We start from the raw sequence: 25,230 nt of genomic DNA, 5'->3' as shown, positions 1-25,230 counted from the left end.
TGTTCATCAGAAGATTGTGAATGGGGCAATAACCATGAACTTCACGTCACGCTCATCCTGGAAGATGTTGCCGTAACCGCCCGCGTAGCTTGGGATATCAGAGTGGTTGTCATACTGGGTGAAGTGCAGCTTGAACATTGTTCCTTTTGCACGGCCATCCTGCAGGGTGTACATGGCATCCAGGCTGTAAGAGGACTCTTTCAGACGGTAGTTTGGATCGTAGTATGCGTCAGGTGTTGCCATATCGGCAGGTTTCGCATCCCAGGCGTAAGCGTAAGATGCCCCCACAGCCCAACCCGGCAGGTTCCAGTTTTTCAGATCATACATCGCGCCGAAGAACACCGCTTTTTCACCGTCGGCGTTGAAGTCTGAACGGTTATCCCACCAGATATCCAGACGACCGTTGGAGGAGGCGTAGGTTGGGGTCATACGCTGCAGGAAGTAGCCCTGCTGCCCTTCCGCCTTCACCCATGTCCCTTCCAGACGCAAATCAACCTGACCCACTTTGTAGCCGAAGGTCAGCGCCTGCAGCCACGCGGTGCCATCATAAATGTCATTGACGCCACCGTTACTGACTTTATCGCGCGTACCGTAGAACTGGTAGCTGGTACTCAGCGGGCTACCCGCGATATCAAACTTATAGCTGGCTTTGGCAAAGTATTGATCGACATAACCTTGCGCCTGGCCAAAGGCCGCTTCAAGAACCAGATCGTTTTTGAAGTCGTATTTCGCCCCCAGAGAGTGGAGGTAATCCACTTTGGTCTTTTTATCGTTCTGGTAGAACTTGTCCATTTCGATATGCCACGGTGCTTTATATTCGTTGGTCCACATATAGGAGAAACTCAACGCACCTGCATCACCGTAGTCAAAGTTGGCACCGGCTTCCGCCCCCTGATAAGTACCTGGCATAAAGCTCCAGTGTGGGGCTAACAGTGTTTGACCGGTTGGCTGAATATAACCACCACGCGCCCATACCGGGCCGTATTTGAATTTCGCGGCTGCTTTATACAGGCTAATACCGCTTTTATCCCCGGACCAGTCTTCATCGTACGCTTTATTGCTGGAGGAGAATGCGATTTCGTTCGGGTGGCCACTGTCACCGTTTTCCGCCATTTCAATGGCAGTAAATGCGGCAATATCCAGGCCGAACATATCGGCAGCATAACCGGACTGGAAGTCCAGGTTGGCGTTCCAGGTGGAATGAGCAAGGTTGGTTTTGTATTTGTCTTCAGTGACGTCTTTACGGTCACGTTCACGCTGCCAGTAATAAATACCGCCCGTGAGGGTAGAATCATCAACGAAACCTGCTGCCTTAGCCTCTGGTGCGACAACCAGGCCCGACATTGCTGTTACACCGGCAATAGCCAGCGCCAGCGCACTACGTTTGCCACTAAACGTACGCATAGATTATTCCTCTTTGACGAATTAAAACGCCTAAAACGGCGAAAAATAAAAATGACCTGTCGGTCAGGGGTAGTTAGAAATACCCTCGAATTAACTACCGCCTTTAGGTTATTTTTCGCGACGCGAATTATCAATGCTTTTCAGCGGACAAAAGTCAGGATTATGACGAAGTGCACATAATTGGTAGTGATTTGTAACATTTCCATCAATGCGTGGATTTACAGGGAGAAAGAGATATTTTCAGGGGGAAAAGCCCATTATTTGCGCTTATTTTTTAGCCTTCAGATATTCCGTAAATATTCAAACTTTTTTTGAGTAAAATAAGTAGCACCTCATTGACCTCAATTTTCAGCAGGCAATATTTTAGCAACGCCTTAATGGCATGATCGTTAAATAAAAAAACGCCGCAATTAGCGGCGTTTGTCTCTCATTGACCAGAACAGCAATATTATTCGCCGATCTTAGCCCAGGTATCACGCAGACCCACGGTACGGTTAAATACCGGTTTTTCAGCCGTGCTGTAACGGCTGTCCAGGCAGAAATAACCTTCACGTTCGAACTGGAACGCTTTACCCGCTTCAGCCGCCTTCAGGGACGGTTCAGCATAGCCCTGCTTGATCAGCAGAGATTCCGGGTTGATGACCGCCAGGAAGTCATCTGCCGCACCAGGGTTAGGTACGCTGAACAGGCGGTCGTACAGGCGAATTTCGACCGGTAGCGCGTGTGCTGCGCTTACCCAGTGGATAACGCCTTTCACTTTACGGCCATCCGCCGGATCTTTACTCAGGGTGTCAGCATCATAAGAGCAGAAGATGGTGGTGATGTTACCTTCCGCATCTTTCTCCACGCGCTCAGCTTTAATAACGTAAGCATTACGCAGACGCACTTCTTTACCCAGCACCAGACGCTTGTACTGCTTGTTCGCTTCTTCGCGGAAGTCAGCACGATCGATCCAGATCTCACCGCTGAACGGCACGTCACGGCTTCCCATCTCCGGCTTACCCGGGTGGTTAGGCATAGAAACCAGCTCGCCCTCGCCCTGCGGGTAGTTTTCGATAACCAGTTTCACCGGGTCGATAACCGCCATTGCACGCGGAGCGTTTTCGTTCAGATCTTCACGAATGCAGGATTCCAGAGAAGCGATCTCAATGGTGTTGTCCTGTTTGGTCACGCCAATGCGTTTGCAGAACTCACGAATAGACGCAGAGGTGTAACCACGACGGCGCAGACCAGAGATGGTCGGCATACGTGGGTCATCCCAGCCTTCAACGTGTTTGTCAGTCACCAGCAGGTTCAGCTTACGCTTGGACATCACGGTGTATTCCAGATTCAGACGAGAGAACTCGTACTGACGCGGATGCACAGGAATGGTGATGTTATCCAGCACCCAGTCGTACAGACGGCGGTTGTCCTGGAACTCCAGCGTACACAGTGAGTGAGTAATGCCTTCCAGCGCATCGCTGATGCAGTGGGTGAAATCGTACATCGGGTAGATGCACCATTTGTTACCGGTCTGGTGGTGTTCCGCGAACTTAATACGGTACAGCACCGGATCGCGCATCACGATGAACGGCGACGCCATATCGATTTTGGCGCGCAGACATGCTTTGCCTTCTTCGAAACCACCGGCACGCATTTTTTCAAACAGCGCCAGGTTTTCTTCAACACTGCGATCGCGGAACGGGCTATTTTTGCCCGGTGCGGTCAGCGAACCACGGTATTCACGGATTTCGTCAGCAGACAGTTCGTCAACGTACGCCAGACCTTTGTTAATCAGCTCAACCGCATAGGCAAACAGCTGATCAAAATAGTCAGAGGAGTAGCAAATGTCGCCCGACCAGTTGAAGCCCAGCCATTGCACATCGTTCTTGATGGACTCAACGTATTCGATGTCTTCTTTTACTGGGTTGGTGTCATCGAAACGCAGGTTGCACTGTCCCTGGTAGTCTTGCGCAATGCCAAAGTTCAGGCAGATAGATTTCGCATGACCAATATGCAGGTAGCCGTTCGGCTCCGGCGGGAAACGGGTATGAATTGTGGTGTGCTTACCACTGGCCAGATCTTCATCGATGATCTGACGAATAAAGTTACTCGGGCGGGCTTCAGCCTCACTCATCGTGGATTCCTCAAAGCGTAAACAACGTATAACGGCATATGATCTTATAAGCCGGACGTAGTGACAACCCTTAAAACGTCTCTGAAGAAAATAATGGGGGCATTTGCTGCAAAAAAAAGCGGCGGGGGATCCCCCCGCCGCTTAAGGCACAAACTCTACTCAGGAGCGATTACTTGCCTTTAATCTCATACAGTGGGGTTTGACCTGCAACCACCTGACCTTTCGCCTGAATCACCAGGCCGCTGAAGTCGTCGATGTTGCTGCAAACCACCGGGCTAATCATGGAGCGCGCATTGGCGTTCAGGAAGTCCAGATCCATTTCCAGAATCGGCTGACCTGCAACCACTTCAGCACCTTCTTCCACCAGGCGAGTAAAGCCCTGACCGTTCAGCGCAACAGTATCGATACCCATATGGACAACGATCTCCGCACCTTTTTCAGTCTCAAGACAGAACGCGTGGTTGGTGTTGAAGATTTTCACGATGGTTCCGGCAGCCGGAGACACCACGGTTTTTTCCGTTGGTTTCACTGCTACGCCATCACCGACCGCTTTGCTGGCAAACGCTTCATCAGGCACCTGCTCAATGGCAACCACTTCACCGGTTACTGGCGAAACCAGCGCCGCGATGGTTGTCGCGTTTGGCACAGCCTGTGGTTTTGCAGCAGCGGGGGCGGCGACTGGAGCAGCAGACGCTTCCGCTGCGGCTACCGGGCCGGTAGTTTTCATGGCATTAGCAATTTTTTCCGCCACGAAGCCAACGATAATCTGCACGCTGGTTTTGTTCAGGCGGATAACACCGGATGCACCCAGACGTTTTGCCAGCGCTTCATTAACCAGTGAAGAGTCTTTTACGTTCAGACGCAGACGGGTGATACAGGCATCGATACCGGTCAGGTTGTCAGAACCGCCAACTGCAGCAATATACTGACGCGCCAGACCAGAAACGTCCTGATCCTGAGCACCGCTAACATTCATATCCTGACCATCTGCTTCGCTACCGGCAACAGCCAGCTCGCGACCCGGAGTCATCAGGTTGAATTTGGTGATAGTGAAACGGAACACCACGTAGTAGATAGCGAAGAACACCAGACCTTGTGGGATCAGCATCCACCAGTGGGTCGCCAGCGGGTTACGCGAGGAGAGCACCATATCCACCAGACCGGCGCTGAAGCCGAAGCCCGCGATCCAGTGCATGCTTGCAGCAATGAACACAGAGATACCGGTCAGCACAGCGTGGATAACGTACAGTACTGGCGCAACGAACATGAAGGAGAATTCCAGCGGTTCGGTGATACCCGTGAAGAAGGCAGCAAACGCACCTGCCATCATGATACCCAGCACTTTCGCTTTGTTTTCTGGACGCGCGCAGTGGTAGATAGCCAGTGCTGCACCCGGCAGACCGAACATCATGATTGGGAAGAAGCCCGCCTGATAACGACCGGTGATACCAACAACCGCTTTACCTGATTCGATGGACTGTGCGCCACCCAGGAAGTTAGGGATATCGTTAATACCAGCAACGTCGAACCAGAACACGGAGTTCAGCGCGTGGTGCAGACCAACCGGGATCAACAGACGGTTGAAGAACGCATACACGCCCGCACCGGCAGAACCCAGTTTCTGGATGTGTTCACCGAAGTTCACCAGACCGTCGAAAATCAGCGGCCAGATGTACATCAGGATAAACGCAACGAAGATCATCACGAAGGAGGTCAGGATCGGCACCAGACGACGTCCGCTAAAGAAGGAGAGTGCTTTTGGCAGCTCCACACTACTGAAGCGGTTGTACAGTTCTGCGGAAATAATACCCACGAGAATACCGACAAACTGGTTGCTGATCTTACCGAATGCCGCCGGAACCTGGTCCGCCGGGATCTTTTGGATCATTGCCACCGCTGCTGGTGAGCAGAGAGTGGTTAATACGAGGAAACCGACAAAGCCGGTCAGTGCAGCTGCACCGTCTTTATCTTTGGACATACCATAAGCTACACCAATAGCAAACAACACGGACATGTTGTCGATAATGGCGGAACCTGACTTGATGAAGAACGCCGCCAGCGCGCTGGTATTACCCCAGCCGTTGGGGTCGATCCAGTAGCCGACACCCATCAGGATGGCTGCGGCAGGCAGCGTGGCGACCGGCACCATAAGTGCGCGACCAACCTTTTGTAAATAACCTAGAATACTCACTTTCTTCCCCCTATGAGACCCCGTTTAAGGCACATTCTCAGCTGTGTTTTTATTGTGTCACTAACCTATATATACGGTTGATGATTCACTGGCATTCTGAGTGTGTGAAAAATTAATTCGTATCGCAAATTAAACGCGTATTTTTTGTGATTTTTGTCACCAAATATCGTTAATTCCCCTCCCTTACACTGGCTAACAGCGAAAACTTATTTTATCATTCAAAAAATCAAGACGGATTGATCTGGCCTGACAAGTTCCGGTTACGCTTAAGTATCAGGTTCCGATAGCTATCCGCCCACGCTTTTACTTTAACTCTTGAGGTGAACAATGAGACTGATTCCCCTGGCAACTGCTGAACAAGTCGGTAAATGGGCCGCTCGTCATATCGCTAACCGTATCAATGCGTTCAAACCAACAGCCGATCGTCCTTTCGTTCTGGGCCTGCCAACTGGCGGGACACCACTGACGGCGTATAAAGCTCTGGTAGAAATGCACAAAGCGGGCCAGGTTAGCTTTAAGCACGTTGTCACCTTCAACATGGACGAATATGTCGGCTTACCAAAGGAACATCCGGAGAGCTACCATAGCTTCATGCACCGTAATTTCTTTGATCACGTTGATATCCCAGCTGAAAATATTAACCTGTTGAATGGAAACGCGCCTGATATTGACGCAGAATGTCGTCAGTATGAAGAAAAAATCCGTTCTTACGGCAAGATCAACCTGTTCATGGGTGGCGTGGGCAACGATGGTCATATCGCCTTTAACGAACCAGCGTCATCGCTGGCTTCGCGTACGCGTATTAAAACGCTGACTCATGACACGCGCGTGGCAAACTCCCGCTTCTTTGACGGCGACGTTAGCCAGGTTCCAAAATACGCCCTGACCGTTGGCGTAGGCACCCTGCTGGATGCCGAAGAAGTGATGATTCTGGTACTGGGCGGCGTAAAAGCACAGGCGCTTCAGGCTGCCGTTGAAGGCAACGTTAACCACATGTGGACCATCAGCTGCCTGCAGCTGCATCCAAAATCAGTCATCGTCTGTGACGAGCCGTCTACGATGGAGCTGAAAGTGAAAACGTTGAAATACTTCAACGAGCTGGAAGCTGAGAACATCAAAGGTCTGTAATTGAATAACCGCCTCTTATCCAGAGGCGGTCGCTTTTTTTAAACCGGGGGTCGTTATGTACGCTTTAACCCACGGTCGGATTTATACCGGCCACGAAATTCTGGATGACCATGCGATTGTTGTCGCCAATGGCCTGATTGAACGTGTTTGCCCGCTGGCTGAACTGCCACCGGAGATTGAACAGCGCTCACTCAATGGAGCTGTGATCTCCCCCGGTTTCATCGACGTACAGCTTAACGGCTGCGGCGGTGTGCAGTTTAATGACACCGCAGAAGCGGTGACGGTCGACACGCTGGAAATTATGCAGAAAGCCAACGAGAAATCGGGCTGCACCAGCTATCTGCCAACGCTCATCACCAGCAGTGATGATCTGATGAAACAGGGTATCCGCGTGATGCGCGAATACCTGGCAAAACACCCTAATCAGGCGCTGGGTCTGCACCTTGAAGGACCGTGGCTGAACATGGTCAAGAAAGGTACACATAACCCAGATTATGTACGTAAACCTGACGCCGAACTGGTTGATTACATGTGTGCAAACGCCGATGTGATCACCAAAGTGACGCTGGCACCCGAAATGGCGGGGACTGACGTCATCAGCAAACTGGCTGCCGCCGGGATTGTCGTTTCTGCAGGGCACTCAAATGCCACACAGAAAGAAGCCAAAGCAGGCTTCCGTGCCGGTATCACGTTTGCAACCCACCTTTATAACGCCATGCCATATATTACCGGCCGCGAGCCAGGGCTGGTCGGGGCGATTCTGGATGAACCTGACGTCTACTGCGGTATCATCGCCGACGGTTTACACGTCGACTACACCAACATTCGCAACGCCAAGCGCCTGAAAGGTGACAAGCTGTGCCTGGTGACTGACGCCACCGCACCGGCAGGGGCAAATATTGAGCAGTTCATTTTTGCTGGTAAAACAATATACTACCGTAATGGACTGTGTGTGGATGAAAATGGCACGCTGAGCGGTTCGGCCCTGACGATGATCGAAGGGGTGCGTAACCTGGTTGAACATTGCGGGATTGCCCTTGATGAAGTGCTGCGAATGGCAACGCTCTATCCGGCTCGCGCAATGGGCGTGGATAAAAAGCTGGGTGGGATCGCACCGGGTATGGTTGCAAACCTGACAGCATTCACACACGATTATAAAATTATTAAGACCATCGTTAATGGTAACGAGGTCGTCACTGAGTAAGTAAAAGTATGACACCAGGCGGACAAGCTCAAATCGGTAATGTCGATCTCGTTAAACAACTTAACAGCGCGGCAGTTTATCGCCTGATTGACCAACACGGGCCAATCTCACGTATTCAGATAGCCGAACAAAGCCAGCTTGCTCCCGCCAGCGTGACAAAAATTACACGTCAGCTTATTGAGCGCGGCCTGATCAAAGAAGTCGATCAGCAAGCCTCCACCGGGGGACGCCGCGCTATCTCCATTGTTACCGAAACCCGCAATTTTCAGGCTATTGGCGTCCGTCTCGGTCGTCATGACACCACGCTCACGCTCTACGATCTGAGCAGTAAAGCCATCGCCGAAGAGCACTACCCTCTTCCGGAGCGCACCCAGGAAACACTGGAGCACGCGCTGCTGAATACCATCGCACACTTTATTGAGAACTGTCAGCGCAAGATCCGTGAACTCATTGCCATTTCGGTGATTTTACCCGGCCTTGTCGACCCGGAAACCGGTGTCATTCATTACATGCCGCATATTCAGGTTGAGAACTGGGGGCTGGTCGACGCGCTGGAAAAACGTTTTAAGGTGACCTGCTTCGTGGGTCATGACATTCGCTCTCTGGCGCTGGCAGAGCACTACTTTGGTGCGAGCCAGGACTGCGAAGACTCTATTCTGGTGCGCGTCCACCGTGGTACAGGTGCGGGCATCATCTCCAATGGACGTATTTTTATTGGCCGCAACGGTAACGTCGGAGAAATTGGTCACATCCAGGTGGAACCGCTCGGCGAGCGCTGCCACTGCGGAAACTTTGGCTGCCTCGAAACCATCGCCGCCAACGCAGCCATTGAACATCGCGTTCGCCACCTGCTGGAACAGGGGTATCAAAGTCGCGTCACGCTGGACGATTGCAAGATAGGCACCATTTGCAAAGCCGCCAATAAAGGTGATGCGCTGGCCTGTGAAGTGATCGAGCAAGTTGGACGCCATCTGGGCAAAACCATCGCCATTGCCATCAACCTGTTTAATCCACAAAAAGTGGTGATCGCCGGCGAGATTATCGAAGCAGAAAAAGTGTTACTGCCCGCCATTGAAGGCTGCATTAATACTCAGGCGCTGAAAGCATTTCGCCAGAACTTACCGGTGGTGCGCTCTACGCTCGATCACCGTTCAGCGATTGGTGCCTTTGCGCTGGTAAAACGCGCCATGCTTAACGGGATCCTACTCCAGCATTTGCTGGAATCCTGATCGGATCTTATAGTAACGCCTTCTTTTTTTGATGTCGGAATGTCCATGACCATTAAGAATGTAATTTGTGATATCGACGGCGTGCTGATGCACGACAACGTTGCCGTGCCAGGTGCTGCGGAGTTTCTTCACCGCATCATCGACAAAGGAATGCCACTGGTTCTTCTCACGAACTACCCTTCCCAGACAGGTCAGGATCTGGCGAACCGCTTTGCTACAGCAGGCGTCGACGTGCCGGACACCGTGTTTTACACCTCGGCAATGGCGACGGCGGATTTTCTGAAACGTCAGGAAGGAAAAAAGGCCTATGTGGTGGGCGAAGGCGCGCTGATCCACGAGCTGTATAAAGCAGGCTTTACCATCACTGATGTGAACCCGGATTTTGTGATTGTGGGCGAAACGCGCTCCTTTAACTGGGAGATGATGCATAAAGCAGCGTACTTTGTCGCCAACGGTGCGCGTTTCATCGCCACCAACCCGGACACCCACGGTCGTGGTTTTTATCCGGCCTGCGGGGCGCTGTGTGCCGGTATCGAAAAAATCTCCGGCCGTAAGCCGTTTGTTGTCGGTAAACCGAGCCCGTGGATCATCCGCGCCGCACTGAACAAAATGCAGGCGCATTCAGAGCAGACTGTCATTGTGGGTGACAATTTGCGTACCGACATTCTGGCCGGTTTCCAGGCGGGCCTTGAGACGATCCTCGTACTTTCCGGGGTATCCACACTCGATGATATCGACTCCATGCCGTTCCGGCCGAGCTGGATTTACCCCTCTGTCGATGAAATTGATGTCATCTGATTCAGAACCACGCCTCAGGGCGTGGTTTTTCATTTTCACCCCTGATAAAGACAGTCACATCTAACAAAACCTATCATTCATTGCATAATCATCAATAAAAACGTTTACGACATACTCTTTTTTCAACATTCCGCAATCACCATTGCACTATTTCCGTTTTACCCCGTAAAACCCTTGCGCGCCCTCTCCCTTTACGGCATTTTCATAAGCAAGCAACATCACAAAGCAACAGGGTTAACGGAGAAGGTTATGTGTTCAATTTTTGGCGTACTGGATATTAAAACTGACGCGGGCGAACTGCGTAAAAAAGCACTCGAACTGTCCCGCCTGATGCGCCATCGCGGCCCGGACTGGTCAGGTGTTTACGCCAGCGATAAAGCCATTCTGGCGCACGAGCGCCTGTCCATTGTTGACGTCAACGCCGGTGCACAACCGCTGTATAACGAGAAAAAAACGCACGCGCTGGCGGTCAACGGTGAAATCTACAACCATCAGGCATTGCGCGCAGAGTACGGCGATCGCTACGCCTTCCAGACCGGCTCTGACTGTGAAGTCATCCTGGCGTTATACCAGGAAAAAGGGCCAGAGTTCCTGGACGAACTGCAGGGTATGTTTGCCTTCGCCCTGTACGACAGCGAAAAAGATGCTTACCTGATTGGTCGCGACCATATTGGGATCATCCCGTTGTATATGGGCCACGATGAACACGGCAACTTCTATGTCGCCTCTGAAATGAAAGCGCTGGTACCGGTTTGCCGTACCATCAAAGAGTTCCCGGCAGGCAGCTACCTGTGGAGCAAAGACGGCGAGATCCGCTCGTATTATCAGCGTGACTGGTTCGATTTTGACGCGGTAAAAGACAACGTCACTGATAAAGCCGAACTGCGTCAGGCGCTGGAAGATTCCGTAAAAAGCCATCTGATGTCAGACGTGCCGTACGGCGTATTGCTCTCCGGCGGCCTGGACTCCTCCGTGATCTCTGCGATCACCAAGAAATACGCTGCGCGTCGTGTTGAAGATCAGGAACGTTCAGAAGCCTGGTGGCCACAGCTGCACTCCTTTGCCGTTGGCCTGGAAGGGGCTCCTGACCTGAAAGCTGCACAGGAAGTGGCAAACCACCTGGGCACTGTACACCATGAAATTCACTTCACCGTGCAGGAAGGTCTGGATGCGATCCGCGATGTTATCTATCACATCGAAACTTATGATGTGACCACCATCCGCGCCTCCACGCCGATGTACCTGATGTCGCGTAAAATCAAAGCGATGGGCATTAAGATGGTGCTTTCCGGCGAAGGTTCTGACGAAGTGTTTGGCGGCTACCTGTACTTCCACAAAGCACCGAACGCCAAAGAGCTGCACGAAGAAACCGTGCGTAAACTGCAGGCGCTGCACATGTTTGACTGTGCTCGTGCCAACAAAGCGATGTCCGCCTGGGGTGTGGAAGCTCGTGTACCGTTCCTGGACAAGAAATTCCTCGACGTGGCAATGCGTATCAACCCGCAGGATAAAATGTGCGGCAACGGCAAAATGGAAAAACATATCCTGCGTGAATGTTTCGAATCCTATCTGCCGGCAAGCGTGGCATGGCGTCAGAAAGAGCAGTTCTCTGATGGTGTAGGTTACAGCTGGATCGACACCCTGAAAGAGGTGGCGGCTAAACAGGTTTCCGACCAGCAACTGGAAACCGCGAGCTTCCGCTTCCCGTACAACACGCCGGGCTCTAAAGAAGCATATTTGTACCGCGAGATCTTTGAAGAACTGTTCCCGGTACCGAGCGCTGCCGAGTGTGTTCCGGGTGGCCCATCCGTCGCGTGTTCTTCGGCGAAAGCCATTGAATGGGATGAATCTTTCAAAGCGATGAACGATCCATCAGGGCGTGCGGTAGGCGTTCACCAGTCTGCCTATAAATAAGCAATAAGATTGCAATCAGGCCCTCCGGGGCCTGATTTTTTTGTCTCACTTTTCACTTCCCAAAACCGATTAATAACCAATAATTGCCGAATATTCGGTCACGCTGTTCGCAACCTAACCAAACAGTCACATTCCAGCCATTTTCGTTGAAAAAGGTGTTGACGCTGCAAGGGTCTATACGCATAATGCGCCCCGCAACGCCGATAAGGTAACGCGAAAAAAAGATGGCTACGTAGCTCAGTTGGTTAGAGCACATCACTCATAATGATGGGGTCACAGGTTCGAATCCCGTCGTAGCCACCATCTTTTTTGCGGGAGTGGCGAAATTGGTAGACGCACCAGATTTAGGTTCTGGCGCCGCAAGGTGTGCGAGTTCAAGTCTCGCCTCCCGCACCATTCCCAGGTAAGCGTTGCACGGATGGGGTATCGCCAAGCGGTAAGGCACCGGTTTTTGATACCGGCATTCCCTGGTTCGAATCCAGGTACCCCAGCCATATTTCTTCGATTTTGCGGTTCTCCGCGGTATTGGGGTATCGCCAAGCGGTAAGGCACCGGTTTTTGATACCGGCATTCCCTGGTTCGAATCCAGGTACCCCAGCCATCGAAGAATGCAGTACTGGCTACGTAGCTCAGTTGGTTAGAGCACATCACTCATAATGATGGGGTCACAGGTTCGAATCCCGTCGTAGCCACCAAATTAGTAATCTATCGGGTAATTCGGTAGACTAGAAAAAATTGTTGGGGTATCGCCAAGCGGTAAGGCTCTGGTTTCTGATACCAGCATTCCGAGGTTCGAATCCTCGTACCCCAGCCAATTTAAAAAAGTCGTTAAGCAGTTTGTTTAACGCAATTGGGGTGTCGCCAAGCGGTAAGGCTCTGGTTTCTGATACCAGCATTCCGGGGTTCGAATCCCTGCACCCCAGCCACTTAGTAACAAAAAAGCCCGCTCTGCGGGCTTTTTTGTTTTTGTTGATCAGCATTGTGCGGCCTGATGCCCTCACCCTGCCCCTCTCCCACAGGGAGAGGGAATAAAGATTAAAGTCCTAATGCATATTTCAGCGCCTGGCGCTTCAGACCACCAGCGCGTTCCGCTGCCATCAATCCAATATTACGCAAAATGCGCACCGGCCCCAGGTCGTTGCTGAACCCGGCGTAGAAAAGATCCATTCCCGACTGCATGATGAAGTTATCCGCCATGCGCCGCGTCTGGTAGCGCTTCAGTACCTGATGACTGGCCCAGGCTTCAGCGTGAGCACGCGCACTCCCTAAAACATCCAGCAAAGCATCGACGTCACGGTATCCCAAATTCACGCCCTGCCCTGCAAGCGGATGAATGGTGTGTGCCGCATCGCCCACCAGCGCCAGCCCTTCACGGGCATACTGCAACGCATGGCGTCGCGTGAGTGGGAATGCGCCGGCAGCAACCGGCGTCACATTGCCCAGACGATGCGGGAAGTGCTGCATAATTTCCTGCTGCAGTTGCGCCATTGAAAGCCCCTGCAACTGGCGAATGCGCGCCGGTTTGTCATACCACACCAGCGATGCCCAGTTATCGAACAACGGTAAAAAGGCGTGTGGCCCATTTGGCGTAAAGTGCTGCCAGGTACTTTCACCGGGAGCCTTCTCACACTGAACGGTGATCAGCATGCAGGATTGTTGATACTGCCAGGCATGCACACCAATGCCCGCCATCTGTCTGACCTGTGAGTTAGCGCCATCAGCCCCCACCACCAGCTTTACAGACAGCTCATCGTCATTATCCAGCGTCAGCACATACCCACTTTTGTGATGATGTAATGCCTTAAGTGATGCAGGAACCCGCAGCGTTACCTTCGGATGCGCCTCCAGCGCCTGCCAGAGCGCGAGCTGCAGGACGTTATTTTCCACCATATAGCCCAGGCGCGGCAGCTTCAGTTCAGCAGCATCAAACGCGACGTGGGCATTTTCCCACTCCCACGTTTCGAGTCGGCTATAGGGATGGGCACGCATCGCCAGCACCGCATCCCAGACGCCCAGCCCCCGAAGCAAATCAACGGAAGCCGCACTAATGGCGGAAATCCGTACATCCGGTTTGGCCGTTGCATCAAATGCCGCAGGCACCGCCTGTTCAATTACCGTTACCTCAAATCCCTGCTGCGCCAGCCCCAGCGCCAGTGCGCCGCCGACCATACCGCCGCCGACAACGGCAACTTCGGTTTGTTGGAGAGTCATGGTCATTTATCCTTATTGGAGAATCCCTTAAGTTTACCGGATTTTTGTGGTCCTGAGGTTGACAACCTTCATACTGGTCACAACCCCACCAAAGCATTACAATACGCGGCTTGCAATCCTGAGCTGAGCAAGTCGATGACTAAAAAACTCCATATAAAAACCTGGGGCTGTCAGATGAACGAATACGATTCATCAAAGATGGCCGATCTGCTGGATACAACCCACGGATACCAGCTGACTGAAAATGCGAAAGAAGCCGATGTGCTGCTGCTAAACACCTGTTCAATTCGTGAAAAAGCGCAGGAAAAAGTCTTTCACGTGTTAGGTCGCTGGAAACTTCTCAAACGAAAAAATCCGGACCTGATCATCGGTGTGGGCGGCTGCGTCGCGTCGCAGGAAGGTAAGCTGATCCGCCAGAGAGCCCCCTACGTGGATATCGTCTTTGGCCCTCAAACCCTGCACCGCCTGCCTGAGATGATCAATCAGGTTCGCGGCAATCGTAGCCCGGTTGTAGACGTGAGCTTCCCGGAGATCGAAAAATTCGACCGTCTGCCTGAGCCGCGCGCGGACGGCCCGACCGCCTTCGTCTCCATCATGGAAGGCTGCAACAAATACTGTACTTACTGCGTGGTACCTTACACTCGCGGTGAGGAAGTCAGCCGCCCGGCCGATGACATTCTGTTTGAAATCGCACAGCTTGCTGCGCAAGGTGTACGCGAAGTGAACCTGCTGGGCCAGAACGTTAACGCCTGGCGCGGTGAAAACTATGACGGCACCACCGGCAGCTTCGCGGAATTGCTGCGCCTGGTCGCCGCGATTGACGGTATTGACCGTATTCGCTTTACCACCAGCCACCCGATGGAATTTACCGATGACATCATCGATGTCTATCGCGATACGCCGGAGCTGGTGAGCTTCCTGCACCTGCCGATTCAGTGTGGCTCTGACCGCGTACTGAACCTGATGGGGCGTCCGCATACGGTGCTGGAGTATAAATCCACCATCCGCAAGCTGCGTGAAGCTCGTCCGGATATCCAGATTAGCTCAGACTTCATCGTCGGCTTCCCTGGTGAAACCGATGATGACTTTGAACGCACCATGAAGCTCATCGGAGACGTGAATTTTGACGTGAGCTACAGCTTTGTCTTCTCTGCACGTCCTGGCACCCCGGCGGCCGATATGGTTGACGATGTGCCGGAAGAAGAGAAAAAACAGCGTCTGTACATTCTGCAGGAACGTATCAACCAGCAGGCAAACGCCTGGAGCCGTCGTATGCTCGGCACCACCCAGCGCATCCTGGTGGAAGGCACCTCCCGCAAAAGCATTATGGAGCTGTCCGGCCGTACCGAGAATAACCGCGTGGTGAACTTTGAAGGTACTCCGGATATGATCGGCAAATTCGTCGACGTCGAAATTGTCGAGGTGCTGACCAACTCTCTGCGTGCGAAGCGGGTACGTACCGAAGATGAAATGGGTCTGCGTATTGCTGAATCACCGGAATCCGTTATTTCTCGTACCCGCAAAGAAAACGATTCTGGCGTAGGTATTTACCAGCCTTAATGCCTCTGGCCTGCCTGTCCGGCAGGCCTTGTATTTCCTCTCAACGTCCCAATATCTTCCGCAATGCTTGCGCCTTTATTCTGTGGCGTGAATAATTTCGGTAATGACCGCTTTATTACGCCATATGGCACCAGGTCAGCTAACCAATCAAAGAGGAACGGTTTGAACATAGACACGCGTGAAATTAGCCTTGAGCCTGCAGACAACGCTCGCCTGCTGAGCCTGTGCGGGCCGTTTGATGACAACATCAAACAACTGGAGCGACGTCTGGGTATCGAAATCTATCGTCGCGATAACCATTTCAAACTTACCGGACGCCCAATTTGCGTCAACGCCGCTGCGGATATTCTGCGTAGCCTGTATGTCGATACCGCCCCGATGCGTGGCGAAACGCAGGATATCGAACCGGAGCAGATCCACCTCGCCATTAAAGAGGCGCGCGTGCTTGAGCAGAGCGCAGAAAGCGTGCCGGACTACGGCAAGGCGATCAACATCAAAACCAAGCGCGGCGTCATTAAACCGCGTACGCCGAACCAGGCGCAGTACATCGCCAACATCCTCGACCATGACATCACCTTCGGTGTAGGTCCGGCGGGTACAGGTAAAACCTATCTGGCGGTTGCCGCTGCCGTTGATGCACTGGAGCGTCAGGATATTCGCCGTATCCTGCTGACCCGCCCGGCGGTAGAGGCCGGTGAAAAACTGGGCTTCCTGCCAGGCGATCTCAGCCAGAAGGTCGACCCGTACCTGCGTCCGCTGTATGACGCGCTGTTCGAAATGCTGGGTTTTGAGAAAGTTGAGAAGCTCATTGAGCGCAACGTTATCGAAGTGGCTCCGCTTGCTTACATGCGTGGCCGTACGCTTAACGACGCCTTCATCATTCTCGATGAGAGCCAGAACACCACCATCGAACAGATGAAAATGTTCCTGACGCGTATCGGCTTTAACTCGAAAGCGGTCATCACCGGTGATGTCACCCAGATCGACCTGCCGCGCAGCACCAAATCGGGTCTGCGTCACGCCATTGAAGTGCTGGCCGAAGTCGACGAAATCAGCTTTAACTTCTTCCACAGCGAAGACGTGGTACGCCATCCGGTTGTCGCACGCATCGTTAACGCCTATGAAGCCTGGGAAGAAGCAGAACAAAAACGTAAGGCCGAACTGGCTGCAGAACGTAAGCGCGAAGCGCAGGAGCAAGAACAAAAATGAGTCAGGTGATCCTCGATTTACAACTGGCCTGTGAAGACAATTCCGGCATGCCAGAAGAGGCGCAGTTTCAGAAATGGCTGGATGCCGTAATCCCTCAGTTTCAGGAAGAATCAGAAGTCACGATTCGCCTGGTGGATGAAGCAGAAAGCCATGAGCTTAACCTGACCTACCGTGGGAAAGATAAGCCGACCAACGTGCTCTCTTTCCCTTTCGAAGCCCCACCAGGCATTGAAATGCCACTGCTGGGCGATCTGATCATCTGCCGTCAGGTAGTTGAACAGGAGGCCAAAGAGCAGCAAAAACCGCTTGAGGCCCACTGGGCACACATGGTGGTACATGGCAGCCTGCATCTGCTGGGCTACGATCATATTGAAGATGACGAAGCGGAAGAGATGGAGTCCCTCGAGACAGAGATAATGCTTGCTCTGGGCTATGAGGATCCGTACATTGCCGAGAAAGAATAGTCAGTCATCAGGCTGACTAACATGCCGCCGCGCAAGGAATTAACGCGGCGGTGAACTGAGAACTCACAAGAGAACCCTTAACAAACGCCATGAGCGACGACAATTCACACAGTAGCGACACGACAAACGGTAAAAAAGGATTTTTCTCCTTCATTCTGAACCAGCTTTTCCACGGCGAACCCAAAAACCGTGACGAACTGCTGGAGCTGATTCGTGATTCCGGGCAAAACGACCTTATCGACGAAGATACGCGCGAAATGCTCGAAGGGGTCATGGACATCGCCGACCAGCGTGTTCGCGATATCATGATCCCCCGCTCGCAGATGATCACCCTGAAACGTAACCAGACGCTGGACGAGTGCCTCGATGTCATCATCGAATCCGCCCACTCGCGTTTCCCGGTCATCAGCGAAGATAAAGATCACATTGAAGGGATCCTGATGGCGAAAGATCTGCTGCCGTTTATGCGCAGCGATGCCGAAGCCTTCAGCATGGAAAAAGTGTTACGCCAGGCCGTGGTCGTGCCGGAAAGTAAACGTGTGGATCGGATGCTGAAAGAGTTTCGCTCTCAGCGCTACCACATGGCGATTGTGATTGATGAATTTGGTGGCGTGTCCGGTCTGGTCACGATCGAAGATATTCTTGAGCTGATCGTGGGTGAAATCGAAGACGAGTATGACGAAGAAGAGGATATCGACTTCCGTCAGCTCAGCCGCCATACCTGGACCGTGCGCGCGCTAGCCTCGATTGAGGACTTCAACGACACCTTTGGCACCCATTTCAGTGACGAAGAGGTGGATACCATCGGCGGACTGGTGATGCAGGCCTTTGGTCATCTCCCGGCTCGCGGGGAAACCGTTGACATCGACGGTTACCAATTCAAGGTCGCGATGGCCGACAGCAGACGTATTATTCAGGTTCACGTCAGAATGCCGGACGACTCACCGGTGCCAAAACTGGAAGATTAATGTAAATGGCATTTGCCTCATTGCTTGAACGCCAGCGCGTCCGTTTGCTGCTGGCGCTGTTGCTCGGAGCCAGCGGTACGCTGGCTTTTTCTCCTTACGATATCTGGCCTGCCGCGCTCCTGTCTCTGATGGGGCTGCAGGGGTTAACCTTAAACCGCCGTCCGGTACAGGCCGCCGCTATTGGCTACGTCTGGGGGCTGGGGCTGTTTGGCTCAGGCATCAACTGGGTTTATGTCAGCATCGCCCAGTTTGGCGGTATGCCGGGGCCAGTTAACGTCTTCCTGGTCGTGTTGCTCGCCGCGTATCTTTCGCTGTATACCGGTCTTTTCGCCGGCATCCTCTCTCGCTTGTGGCCAAAAACGACCTGGATCCGCGTCGCCATTGCGGCCCCGGTTGTCTGGCAAATTACCGAATTCCTGCGCGGCTGGGTGCTGACAGGCTTCCCGTGGCTACAGTTCGGCTACAGCCAGATCGACGGCCCGCTGAAAGGGCTGGCACCGGTAATGGGTGTTGAGGCCATTAACTTCCTGCTGATGGTGGTAAGCGGTCTGCTGGTACTGGCGCTGGTTACCCGCAGCTGGCGACCGCTGGTCGCCGCTCTGGTGCTGTTTGCCCTTCCCTTCCCGCTGCGTTACATCCAGTGGTATACCCTGCAGCCAGAGCGCGCGACACAGGTGTCTATGGTGCAGGGCGATATTCCGCAGTCGATGAAGTGGGACGAGAAGCAGCTACTGAACACGCTGAAAATCTACGCCAACGCGACCGAAGAGGTGATGGGGAAATCGCAGCTGATTATCTGGCCGGAATCTGCCATTCCCGATCTGGAAATGAACCAGCAACCGTTCCTGAACATGATGAACGATCTGCTGCGCGCACGCGGCAGTACGCTGATTACCGGGATTGTTGATGCACGACTGAATCAGCAAAACCGTTATGACACCTACAACACCATCATTACGCTCGGCAAAGACAGCGAATACAGCTACAATTCCACCGACCGTTATAATAAGAACCACCTGGTGCCGTTTGGTGAGTTTGTACCGCTGGAGTCGATTTTGCGCCCCCTGGCTCCATTCTTTGACCTGCCGATGTCCTCCTTCAGCCGGGGCCCGTACGTTCAGCCACAGCTGCATGCGCACAATTTTGCCCTGACAGCGGCCATTTGCTACGAGATCATCCTCGGCGAGCAGGTACGCGATAACTTCCGCCCGGATACCGACTTCCTGCTGACCATCTCCAATGATGCCTGGTTTGGTAAGTCGATTGGCCCGTGGCAGCACTTCCAGATGGCGCGTATGCGCTCCCTGGAGCTGGCGCGTCCGCTGCTGCGTAGCACCAACAACGGCATCACCGCCGTGATTGGCCCGCAGGGCGAAATCCAGGCCATGATCCCGCAATTCACCCGCGACGTGCTGACGACAAGGGTCACACCGACAACAGGTCTGACACCATACGCCCGCACCGGCAACTGGCCGCTGTGGATCCTGACCGCGCTGTTTGGTTTTGGTGCAGTGCTGATGAGCCTTCGCCAGCGCCGTAGATAATCTCACCTTTTCCTGCCGGGTGGCGGCTGCGCCTTACCCGGCCTACTTTCTCATGCTGTAGGTCGGGTAAGGCGTAGCCGTCACCCGACAATTTCCTCCAAACTCTCATTCTGGCACGCCTATTGCTTTGTTTATTCAGGCAAACGCAGTTTGGCTTAATGTGCAACCTTGTCGCACCAGAGTCGATCACCGGTAGCACCGAAACGGTGCAACGAGAGATTTTTGCCTCTGAATGGTGCGGCGCGCCTCGCAAAAATAAACAATAACGCAGCAAAATCTTTACATTAAGCCAGACTAAATGTTAACAAGCTTGCATAACACTGCACTCGCATAGCGCGAGATATAACAACATCACAATGGGTATCAATGCGTCGCTGGCGCTGATAAGAAAGGAGTTGGGTATGCAATTACGTAAACTGGCCACAGCAATGCTGGTTATGGGGATGTCCGCAGGCGTCGTTCACGCTGAAGACGCTCCGGCAGCAGGAAGCACTCTCGATAAGATTGCCAAAAACGGCGTGATCGTGGTCGGCCACCGTGAATCTTCTGTCCCGTTCTCTTACTACGACAACACGCAAAAAGTCGTGGGCTATTCACAGGATTACTCCAACGCTATCGTTGAAGCCGTGAAGAAAAAGCTGAACAAACCTGACCTGCAGGTAAAACTGATTCCAATCACTTCTCAGAACCGTATTCCACTGCTGCAAAACGGCACCTTCGATTTTGAATGTGGTTCCACCACTAACAACCTTGAACGTCAGAAGCAGGCTGCTTTCTCTGACACCATCTTCGTGGTTGGTACCCGCCTGCTGACCAAAAAAGGCGGCGAGATTAAAGATTTTGCTGACCTGAAAGGCAAAGCCGTCGTTGTGACCTCCGGTACCACCTCAGAAGTGCTGCTGCACAAGCTGAACGACGAGAAGAAAATGGATATGCGCATCATCAGCGCGAAAGACCACGGTGACTCCTTCCGTACTCTGGAAAGTGGTCGTGCCGTTGCGTTTATGATGGATGACGCCCTGCTGGCAGGTGAACGCGCGAAAGCGAAGAAACCAGACAACTGGGAAATCGTCGGCACCGCGCAATCAAAAGAAGCCTACGGTTGTATGCTGCGTAAAGACGACGCAGACTTCAAAAAGCTGATCGATGACACCATCGCGCAGGCACAAACTTCCGGTGAAGCGGAAAAATGGTTCGACAAGTGGTTCAAGAACCCAATCCCACCGAAGAACCTGAACATGAACTTCGAACTGTCTGACGACATGAAAGCACTGTTCAAATCACCAAACGACAAAGCTCTTAACTAATTAGAACAACAGGGGCGGGACCTCCTGCCCTCTCGATTGTCGGGAAGCATGGACAGACTATACGTTGAGTGGTCGTTCCCCACTCAGCGCGAAAAATGAGCTTCTCACCAATCTTCGAGGGTAGCGCTGCTACCCTTTTTTTTCTGGAGTTTATTATGTCAATAGACTGGAACTGGGGCATTTTTCTGCAACAAGCTCCGTTCGGCAACACCACCTATCTTGGCTGGCTATGGAGCGGCTTTCAGGTCACCGTTGCATTATCGATAACGGCGTGGATTATCGCGTTTCTTGTCGGTTCACTGTTCGGTATTCTGCGCACCGTCCCTAACCGCTTTCTTTCAACCCTCGGCACCCTGTATGTGGAACTGTTCCGTAACGTTCCGCTGATTGTGCAGTTCTTTACCTGGTATCTGGTTATCCCGGAACTGCTGCCGGAAAATATCGGTACGTGGTTCAAGTCAGAACTGGATCCGAACATTCAGTTCTTTGTCTCCTCAATGCTCTGTCTGGGGCTGTTTACCGCTGCCCGTGTGTGCGAGCAGGTACGTGCTGCCATTCAGTCCCTTCCGCGCGGACAAAAGAATGCCGGTCTGGCGATGGGTCTGACACTGCCACAAACCTACCGCTATGTGCTGCTGCCTAACGCCTACCGCGTTATCGTTCCGCCGATGACCTCAGAGATGATGAACCTGGTGAAAAACTCGGCCATCGCCTCCACTATCGGTCTGGTGGATATGGCCGCACAGGCTGGCAAGCTGCTGGATTATTCCGCTCATGCCTGGGAATCCTTCACGGCAATCACGCTCGCGTATGTTCTGATTAACGCATTCATCATGCTGGTGATGAACCTGGTTGAACGCAAAATTCGCCTGCCGGGCAATCTGGGGGGTAAATAATGTACGATTTTGACTGGAGTTCTATTGTTCCTTCTATGCCATACCTGCTGGATGGCCTGGTGATCACCTTAAAGATCACCGTGACGGCCATTATTATTGGTATCGTCTGGGGAACCCTGCTGGCGGTCATGCGTCTGTCGAGCTTTAAGCCGCTCGCCTGGTTTGCGACGGCCTACGTTAACGTTTTCCGTTCCATCCCGCTGGTGATGGTGCTGCTGTGGTTTTACCTGATCGTTCCCGGTTTCCTGCAAAACGTACTGGGGCTGTCACCCAAAACCGATATCCGCCTGATTTCAGCGATGGTGGCGTTCTCAATGTTTGAGGCCGCTTACTACTCAGAAATTATCCGTGCGGGTATTCAGAGCATCTCCCGTGGGCAGTCCAGCGCGGCTCTGGCGCTGGGGATGACGCACTGGCAGTCAATGCAGCTCATTATTCTGCCACAGGCGTTTCGCGCTATGGTTCCACTCCTGCTGACCCAGGGTATCGTGCTGTTCCAGGATACCTCGCTGGTCTACGTACTGAGCCTGGCAGACTTCTTCCGTACTGCGTCCACCATTGGTGAGCGTGATGGTACGCAGGTCGAGATGGTGCTCTTCGCAGGTAGTGTCTATTTTGTGATTAGTTTAAGCGCGTCGCTGTTGGTCGGCTGGCTGAAGAAAAGGACGGTATAATGATTTCCCTGAAAAATGTTTCTAAATGGTATGGGCACTTTCAGGTGCTGACCGACTGCTCCACCGAAGTGAAAAAAGGCGATGTAGTGGTGGTGTGTGGACCGTCTGGCTCCGGTAAATCCACGCTTATCAAAACGGTCAACGGTCTGGAACCGGTGCAGCAAGGTGAAATCCTCGTCAACGGCACCAAAGTCAATGACAAGAAAACCAACCTTGCCCAGTTGCGCTCTCACGTCGGGATGGTGTTCCAGCATTTTGAACTGTTCCCGCACCTCTCCATTATCGAGAACCTGACGCTGGCGCAGGTGAAAGTACTTAAGCGTGATAAAAAACTCGCGCGCGAGAAGGGGCTGAAGTTACTGGAACGTGTGGGGCTGTCCGCTCATGCCGATAAATTCCCGGCACAGCTTTCCGGCGGTCAGCAGCAGCGCGTGGCTATTGCACGTGCGCTGTGTATGGATCCTGTTGCCATGCTTTTCGATGAACCCACTTCCGCGCTTGATCCGGAAATGATCAACGAAGTGCTGGACGTCATGGTTGAGCTGGCGCATGAAGGAATGACCATGATGGTAGTGACGCACGAGATGGGCTTCGCGCGTAAAGTGGCCAACCGCGTGATCTTCATGGACGAAGGCAAAATTGTTGAGGACTCGCCAAAAGAAGAGTTCTTCGCCAACCCGAAATCCGAACGCGCGAAAGACTTCCTCGCCAAAATCCTGCATTAATCTTCTCAGTGCGCAGTCTACGGATTGCGCACTGCTTCACGCTTTCTGTCTCTTGTTCTCGTCGGTATCTCAATGCAGCGTTAACCTTGTCACAAAATAACGCCAGGAATGGAGAACCCTATGACACAGCCCATCATTCTTGATTGCGACCCGGGTCATGATGACGCGATCGCACTCGTCCTTGCACTTGCCTCCCCTGAACTGGAGGTCAAAGCCGTCACCTCCTCTGCCGGAAACCAGACGCCAGAAAAAACGCTGCGCAACGTCCTGCGTATGCTAACGCTGTTAAAACGCACCGATATCCCGGTCGCTGGCGGGGCCGCGAAACCGTTAATGCGTGAGCTGATCATTGCTGACAACGTTCACGGTGAAAGTGGGCTGGATGGCCCTGCCCTCCCTGAGCCGGGTTTTGCGCCGCAAAACTGCACCGCCGTTGAACTGATGGCAAAAGTGCTGCGCGAAAGCACTGAACCCGTCACACTGGTGTCCACCGGCCCGCAGACCAACGTCGCGCTGCTGCTCAACAGCCATCCGGAACTGCACGACAAAATCGCCCGAATTGTGATAATGGGCGGTGCGATGGGGCTGGGGAACTGGACGCCTGCGGCGGAATTCAACATTTTTGTCGACCCGGAAGCCGCAGAAATTGTCTTCCAGTCGGGTTTGCCGGTTGTGATGGCAGGGCTTGATGTGACCCACCGTGCGCAGATTATGGCCGACGACATTGAACGCTTTCGTACCATCGGTAACCCGGTTGCCACAACGGTTGCAGAGCTGCTCGACTTCTTTATGGAATACCATAAAGCGGAGAAATGGGGCTTCCACGGCGCACCGCTACATGACCCGTGTACTATTGCCTGGCTGCTGAAACCCGAAATGTTTACCACGGTAGACAGGTGGGTCGGCGTTGAAACGCAGGGGAAATATACCCAGGGGATGACGGTGGTGGATTACTACTCGCTGAGCGGGAACACCCCCAATACCACGGTAATGGTAGATATTGACCGGGAGGCGTTTGTGGATTTGCTGGCGGAGAGACTCGGTTTTTATAGTGCGGCCTGATGCCCTCACCCTGGCCCTCTCCCACGGGGAGAGGGAACAAACACTAAAAACGGCAACACCGTTGCCGTTTTGCTTTTACCTAGGGCTCAAAAGGCCGACGCTGGAACTGATCGTGCCCGCATTTCGGGCACAGCGGCAACACATCCGGCGTATAAACCGCAATGTGGTGATGGCATTTTTCACACACCAGGTTGCCAAGCCCCACCACCTCCCCGCTGTGATACACCCCGTGGTGGTTCAAATCCTGGAATACTTCGCGCCACTCCAGCTGCGTTTTATCGGTAATATCCGCCAGCTCCTGCCACAGGCTCTCTTTGATGACCCGCATAAAGACACTGTCGGTAATCTCGTCCTGGCTCTCTTCATAGCTACGTGCAAACTCTTCCAGATCGCGGCGCACGGCTCGCGTGACCTCTTCGACCTCCGTTCGCGTTAACTCACCCGTTTGCATCACCCGGGCGCGTGCCTGTTCAACCAGCGCGTCGATATCGCGCTCGCCGTTACGCAGCCGTTCCGTCAGTGTCGCCACCAGTTCGCGGTAAAATTGAGCAACCTTGTTCATCATTTTGCCTCCCGGGTAAGTAACTATTTCTAATAATAGACCTTATTTCATTGCCGCTTTGCCA

The 25,230-nt window shown here is 53.0% G+C and carries 20 protein-coding genes and 7 tRNA genes; 22 read left to right on the top strand and 5 right to left on the bottom strand.

All coding sequences use genetic code 11. The features are described 5' to 3' along the window. Window positions 1–6: 6 nt before the first annotated feature. From chiP to nagE, 3 genes are all read right to left on the bottom strand, one after another. Window positions 7–1,404, bottom strand: coding sequence for a chitoporin (gene chiP, locus ACHHZ6_RS12560; protein WP_182274126.1), 1,398 nt, complete (start codon window positions 1,402–1,404; stop codon window positions 7–9). Between the two features lie 448 nt (window positions 1,405–1,852). Then, window positions 1,853–3,520: a glutamine--tRNA ligase gene (glnS, locus tag ACHHZ6_RS12555; protein ID WP_182274125.1), complete on the bottom strand. Its 1,668-nt coding sequence runs from the start codon at window positions 3,518–3,520 to the stop codon at window positions 1,853–1,855. Window positions 3,521–3,689: 169 nt separating this feature from the next. Further along, a complete protein-coding gene (gene nagE, locus ACHHZ6_RS12550; RefSeq protein ID WP_182274124.1) occupies window positions 3,690–5,711 on the bottom strand; it encodes an N-acetylglucosamine-specific PTS transporter subunit IIBC in 2,022 nt (673 codons plus the stop codon). Between the two features lie 327 nt (window positions 5,712–6,038). Here nagE and nagB point away from each other — a divergent pair, with 327 nt between their 5' ends. The 12 genes from nagB to ACHHZ6_RS12490 all read left to right on the top strand — a co-directional run bounded on the left by nagB (window position 6,039) and on the right by ACHHZ6_RS12490 (window position 12,910). Next, complete coding sequence (gene nagB, locus ACHHZ6_RS12545) at window positions 6,039–6,839, top strand: glucosamine-6-phosphate deaminase (RefSeq protein ID WP_182274123.1); 801 nt, start codon at window positions 6,039–6,041, stop codon at window positions 6,837–6,839. Between the two features lie 55 nt (window positions 6,840–6,894). Further along, on the top strand, window positions 6,895–8,043 hold the full coding sequence (nagA, locus tag ACHHZ6_RS12540; protein ID WP_182274122.1) for an N-acetylglucosamine-6-phosphate deacetylase: 1,149 nt from the start codon (window positions 6,895–6,897) through the stop codon (window positions 8,041–8,043). Window positions 8,044–8,051: 8 nt separating this feature from the next. Next, window positions 8,052–9,272 carry an N-acetylglucosamine repressor gene (locus ACHHZ6_RS12535; protein WP_182919595.1) on the top strand — a complete coding sequence of 407 codons (1,221 nt, stop codon included), beginning with the start codon at window positions 8,052–8,054 and terminating at the stop codon, window positions 9,270–9,272. A 45-nt stretch (window positions 9,273–9,317) separates the two neighbouring features. Next, on the top strand, window positions 9,318–10,070 hold the full coding sequence (gene nagD, locus ACHHZ6_RS12530; protein ID WP_166717394.1) for a ribonucleotide monophosphatase NagD: 753 nt from the start codon (window positions 9,318–9,320) through the stop codon (window positions 10,068–10,070). A gap of 249 nt (window positions 10,071–10,319) precedes the next feature. Next, window positions 10,320–11,984 carry an asparagine synthase B gene (gene asnB / locus ACHHZ6_RS12525; RefSeq protein WP_182274120.1) on the top strand — a complete coding sequence of 555 codons (1,665 nt, stop codon included), beginning with the start codon at window positions 10,320–10,322 and terminating at the stop codon, window positions 11,982–11,984. A 226-nt stretch (window positions 11,985–12,210) separates the two neighbouring features. Next, window positions 12,211–12,287 (top strand) — tRNA-Met (locus tag ACHHZ6_RS12520). Window positions 12,288–12,295: 8 nt separating this feature from the next. Continuing rightward, window positions 12,296–12,380: transfer RNA gene (locus tag ACHHZ6_RS12515), tRNA-Leu, on the top strand. A gap of 23 nt (window positions 12,381–12,403) precedes the next feature. After that, window positions 12,404–12,478 (top strand) — tRNA-Gln (locus tag ACHHZ6_RS12510). A 32-nt stretch (window positions 12,479–12,510) separates the two neighbouring features. Next, window positions 12,511–12,585: transfer RNA gene (locus ACHHZ6_RS12505), tRNA-Gln, on the top strand. A gap of 17 nt (window positions 12,586–12,602) precedes the next feature. Continuing rightward, window positions 12,603–12,679 (top strand) — tRNA-Met (locus tag ACHHZ6_RS12500). Window positions 12,680–12,723: 44 nt separating this feature from the next. Further along, a tRNA-Gln gene (locus ACHHZ6_RS12495) sits at window positions 12,724–12,798 on the top strand. Between the two features lie 37 nt (window positions 12,799–12,835). Continuing rightward, a tRNA-Gln gene (locus ACHHZ6_RS12490) sits at window positions 12,836–12,910 on the top strand. A gap of 109 nt (window positions 12,911–13,019) precedes the next feature. On the opposite strand, the gene ubiF is transcribed toward ACHHZ6_RS12490, so the two are convergent. Then, window positions 13,020–14,195: a 3-demethoxyubiquinol 3-hydroxylase gene (gene ubiF / locus ACHHZ6_RS12485; protein ID WP_196390989.1), complete on the bottom strand. Its 1,176-nt coding sequence runs from the start codon at window positions 14,193–14,195 to the stop codon at window positions 13,020–13,022. Between the two features lie 135 nt (window positions 14,196–14,330). Here ubiF and miaB point away from each other — a divergent pair, with 135 nt between their 5' ends. From miaB to rihA, 10 genes are all read left to right on the top strand, one after another. Next, complete coding sequence (miaB, locus tag ACHHZ6_RS12480) at window positions 14,331–15,755, top strand: tRNA (N6-isopentenyl adenosine(37)-C2)-methylthiotransferase MiaB (RefSeq protein ID WP_182274118.1); 1,425 nt, start codon at window positions 14,331–14,333, stop codon at window positions 15,753–15,755. Window positions 15,756–15,917: 162 nt separating this feature from the next. After that, a complete protein-coding gene (locus ACHHZ6_RS12475; RefSeq protein WP_182274117.1) occupies window positions 15,918–16,964 on the top strand; it encodes a PhoH family protein in 1,047 nt (348 codons plus the stop codon). Beyond that, complete coding sequence (gene ybeY / locus ACHHZ6_RS12470) at window positions 16,961–17,428, top strand: rRNA maturation RNase YbeY (protein WP_003858677.1); 468 nt, start codon at window positions 16,961–16,963, stop codon at window positions 17,426–17,428. The genes ACHHZ6_RS12475 and ybeY overlap by 4 nt, the downstream gene beginning before the upstream one ends. Window positions 17,429–17,517: 89 nt before the next feature. Beyond that, on the top strand, window positions 17,518–18,396 hold the full coding sequence (gene corC, locus ACHHZ6_RS12465) for a CNNM family magnesium/cobalt transport protein CorC (RefSeq protein WP_182274116.1): 879 nt from the start codon (window positions 17,518–17,520) through the stop codon (window positions 18,394–18,396). Window positions 18,397–18,401: 5 nt separating this feature from the next. Further along, window positions 18,402–19,940 (top strand): apolipoprotein N-acyltransferase, encoded by a 1,539-nt coding sequence (gene lnt / locus ACHHZ6_RS12460; RefSeq protein WP_182274115.1) that lies wholly within the window; start codon window positions 18,402–18,404, stop codon window positions 19,938–19,940. Window positions 19,941–20,341: 401 nt separating this feature from the next. Then, window positions 20,342–21,247 (top strand): amino acid ABC transporter substrate-binding protein, encoded by a 906-nt coding sequence (locus ACHHZ6_RS12455; RefSeq protein WP_182274114.1) that lies wholly within the window; start codon window positions 20,342–20,344, stop codon window positions 21,245–21,247. A 155-nt stretch (window positions 21,248–21,402) separates the two neighbouring features. Beyond that, entirely contained in the window at window positions 21,403–22,143 is a 741-nt protein-coding gene (gene gltJ, locus ACHHZ6_RS12450; RefSeq protein WP_182274113.1) for a glutamate/aspartate ABC transporter permease GltJ, read from the top strand. Next, window positions 22,143–22,817, top strand: a complete 675-nt coding sequence (gene gltK, locus ACHHZ6_RS12445) for a glutamate/aspartate ABC transporter permease GltK (RefSeq protein WP_395122285.1) — start codon at window positions 22,143–22,145, stop codon at window positions 22,815–22,817. The genes gltJ and gltK overlap by 1 nt, the downstream gene beginning before the upstream one ends. Next, the gene (locus ACHHZ6_RS12440; protein WP_014069335.1) at window positions 22,817–23,542 is read left to right on the top strand and encodes an amino acid ABC transporter ATP-binding protein; all 726 of its coding nucleotides are present in this window, start codon (window positions 22,817–22,819) and stop codon (window positions 23,540–23,542) included. The genes gltK and ACHHZ6_RS12440 overlap by 1 nt, the downstream gene beginning before the upstream one ends. A 120-nt stretch (window positions 23,543–23,662) precedes the next feature. Then, complete coding sequence (rihA, locus tag ACHHZ6_RS12435; RefSeq protein WP_196390987.1) at window positions 23,663–24,604, top strand: pyrimidine-specific ribonucleoside hydrolase RihA; 942 nt, start codon at window positions 23,663–23,665, stop codon at window positions 24,602–24,604. 79 nt (window positions 24,605–24,683) lie between these two features. Here the strand turns inward: rihA and ACHHZ6_RS12430 are convergent, their stop codons facing one another. Next, window positions 24,684–25,166, bottom strand: a complete 483-nt coding sequence (locus ACHHZ6_RS12430; RefSeq protein WP_182274639.1) for a zinc ribbon-containing protein — start codon at window positions 25,164–25,166, stop codon at window positions 24,684–24,686. Window positions 25,167–25,230 lie beyond the last annotated feature (64 nt).

It is taken from the genome of Enterobacter cloacae complex sp. 2024EL-00214, assembly GCF_043945575.1.
Lineage (GTDB): Bacteria > Pseudomonadota > Gammaproteobacteria > Enterobacterales > Enterobacteriaceae > Enterobacter > Enterobacter cloacae_P.
This window is presented reverse-complemented; position numbering and strand designations above follow the sequence as displayed.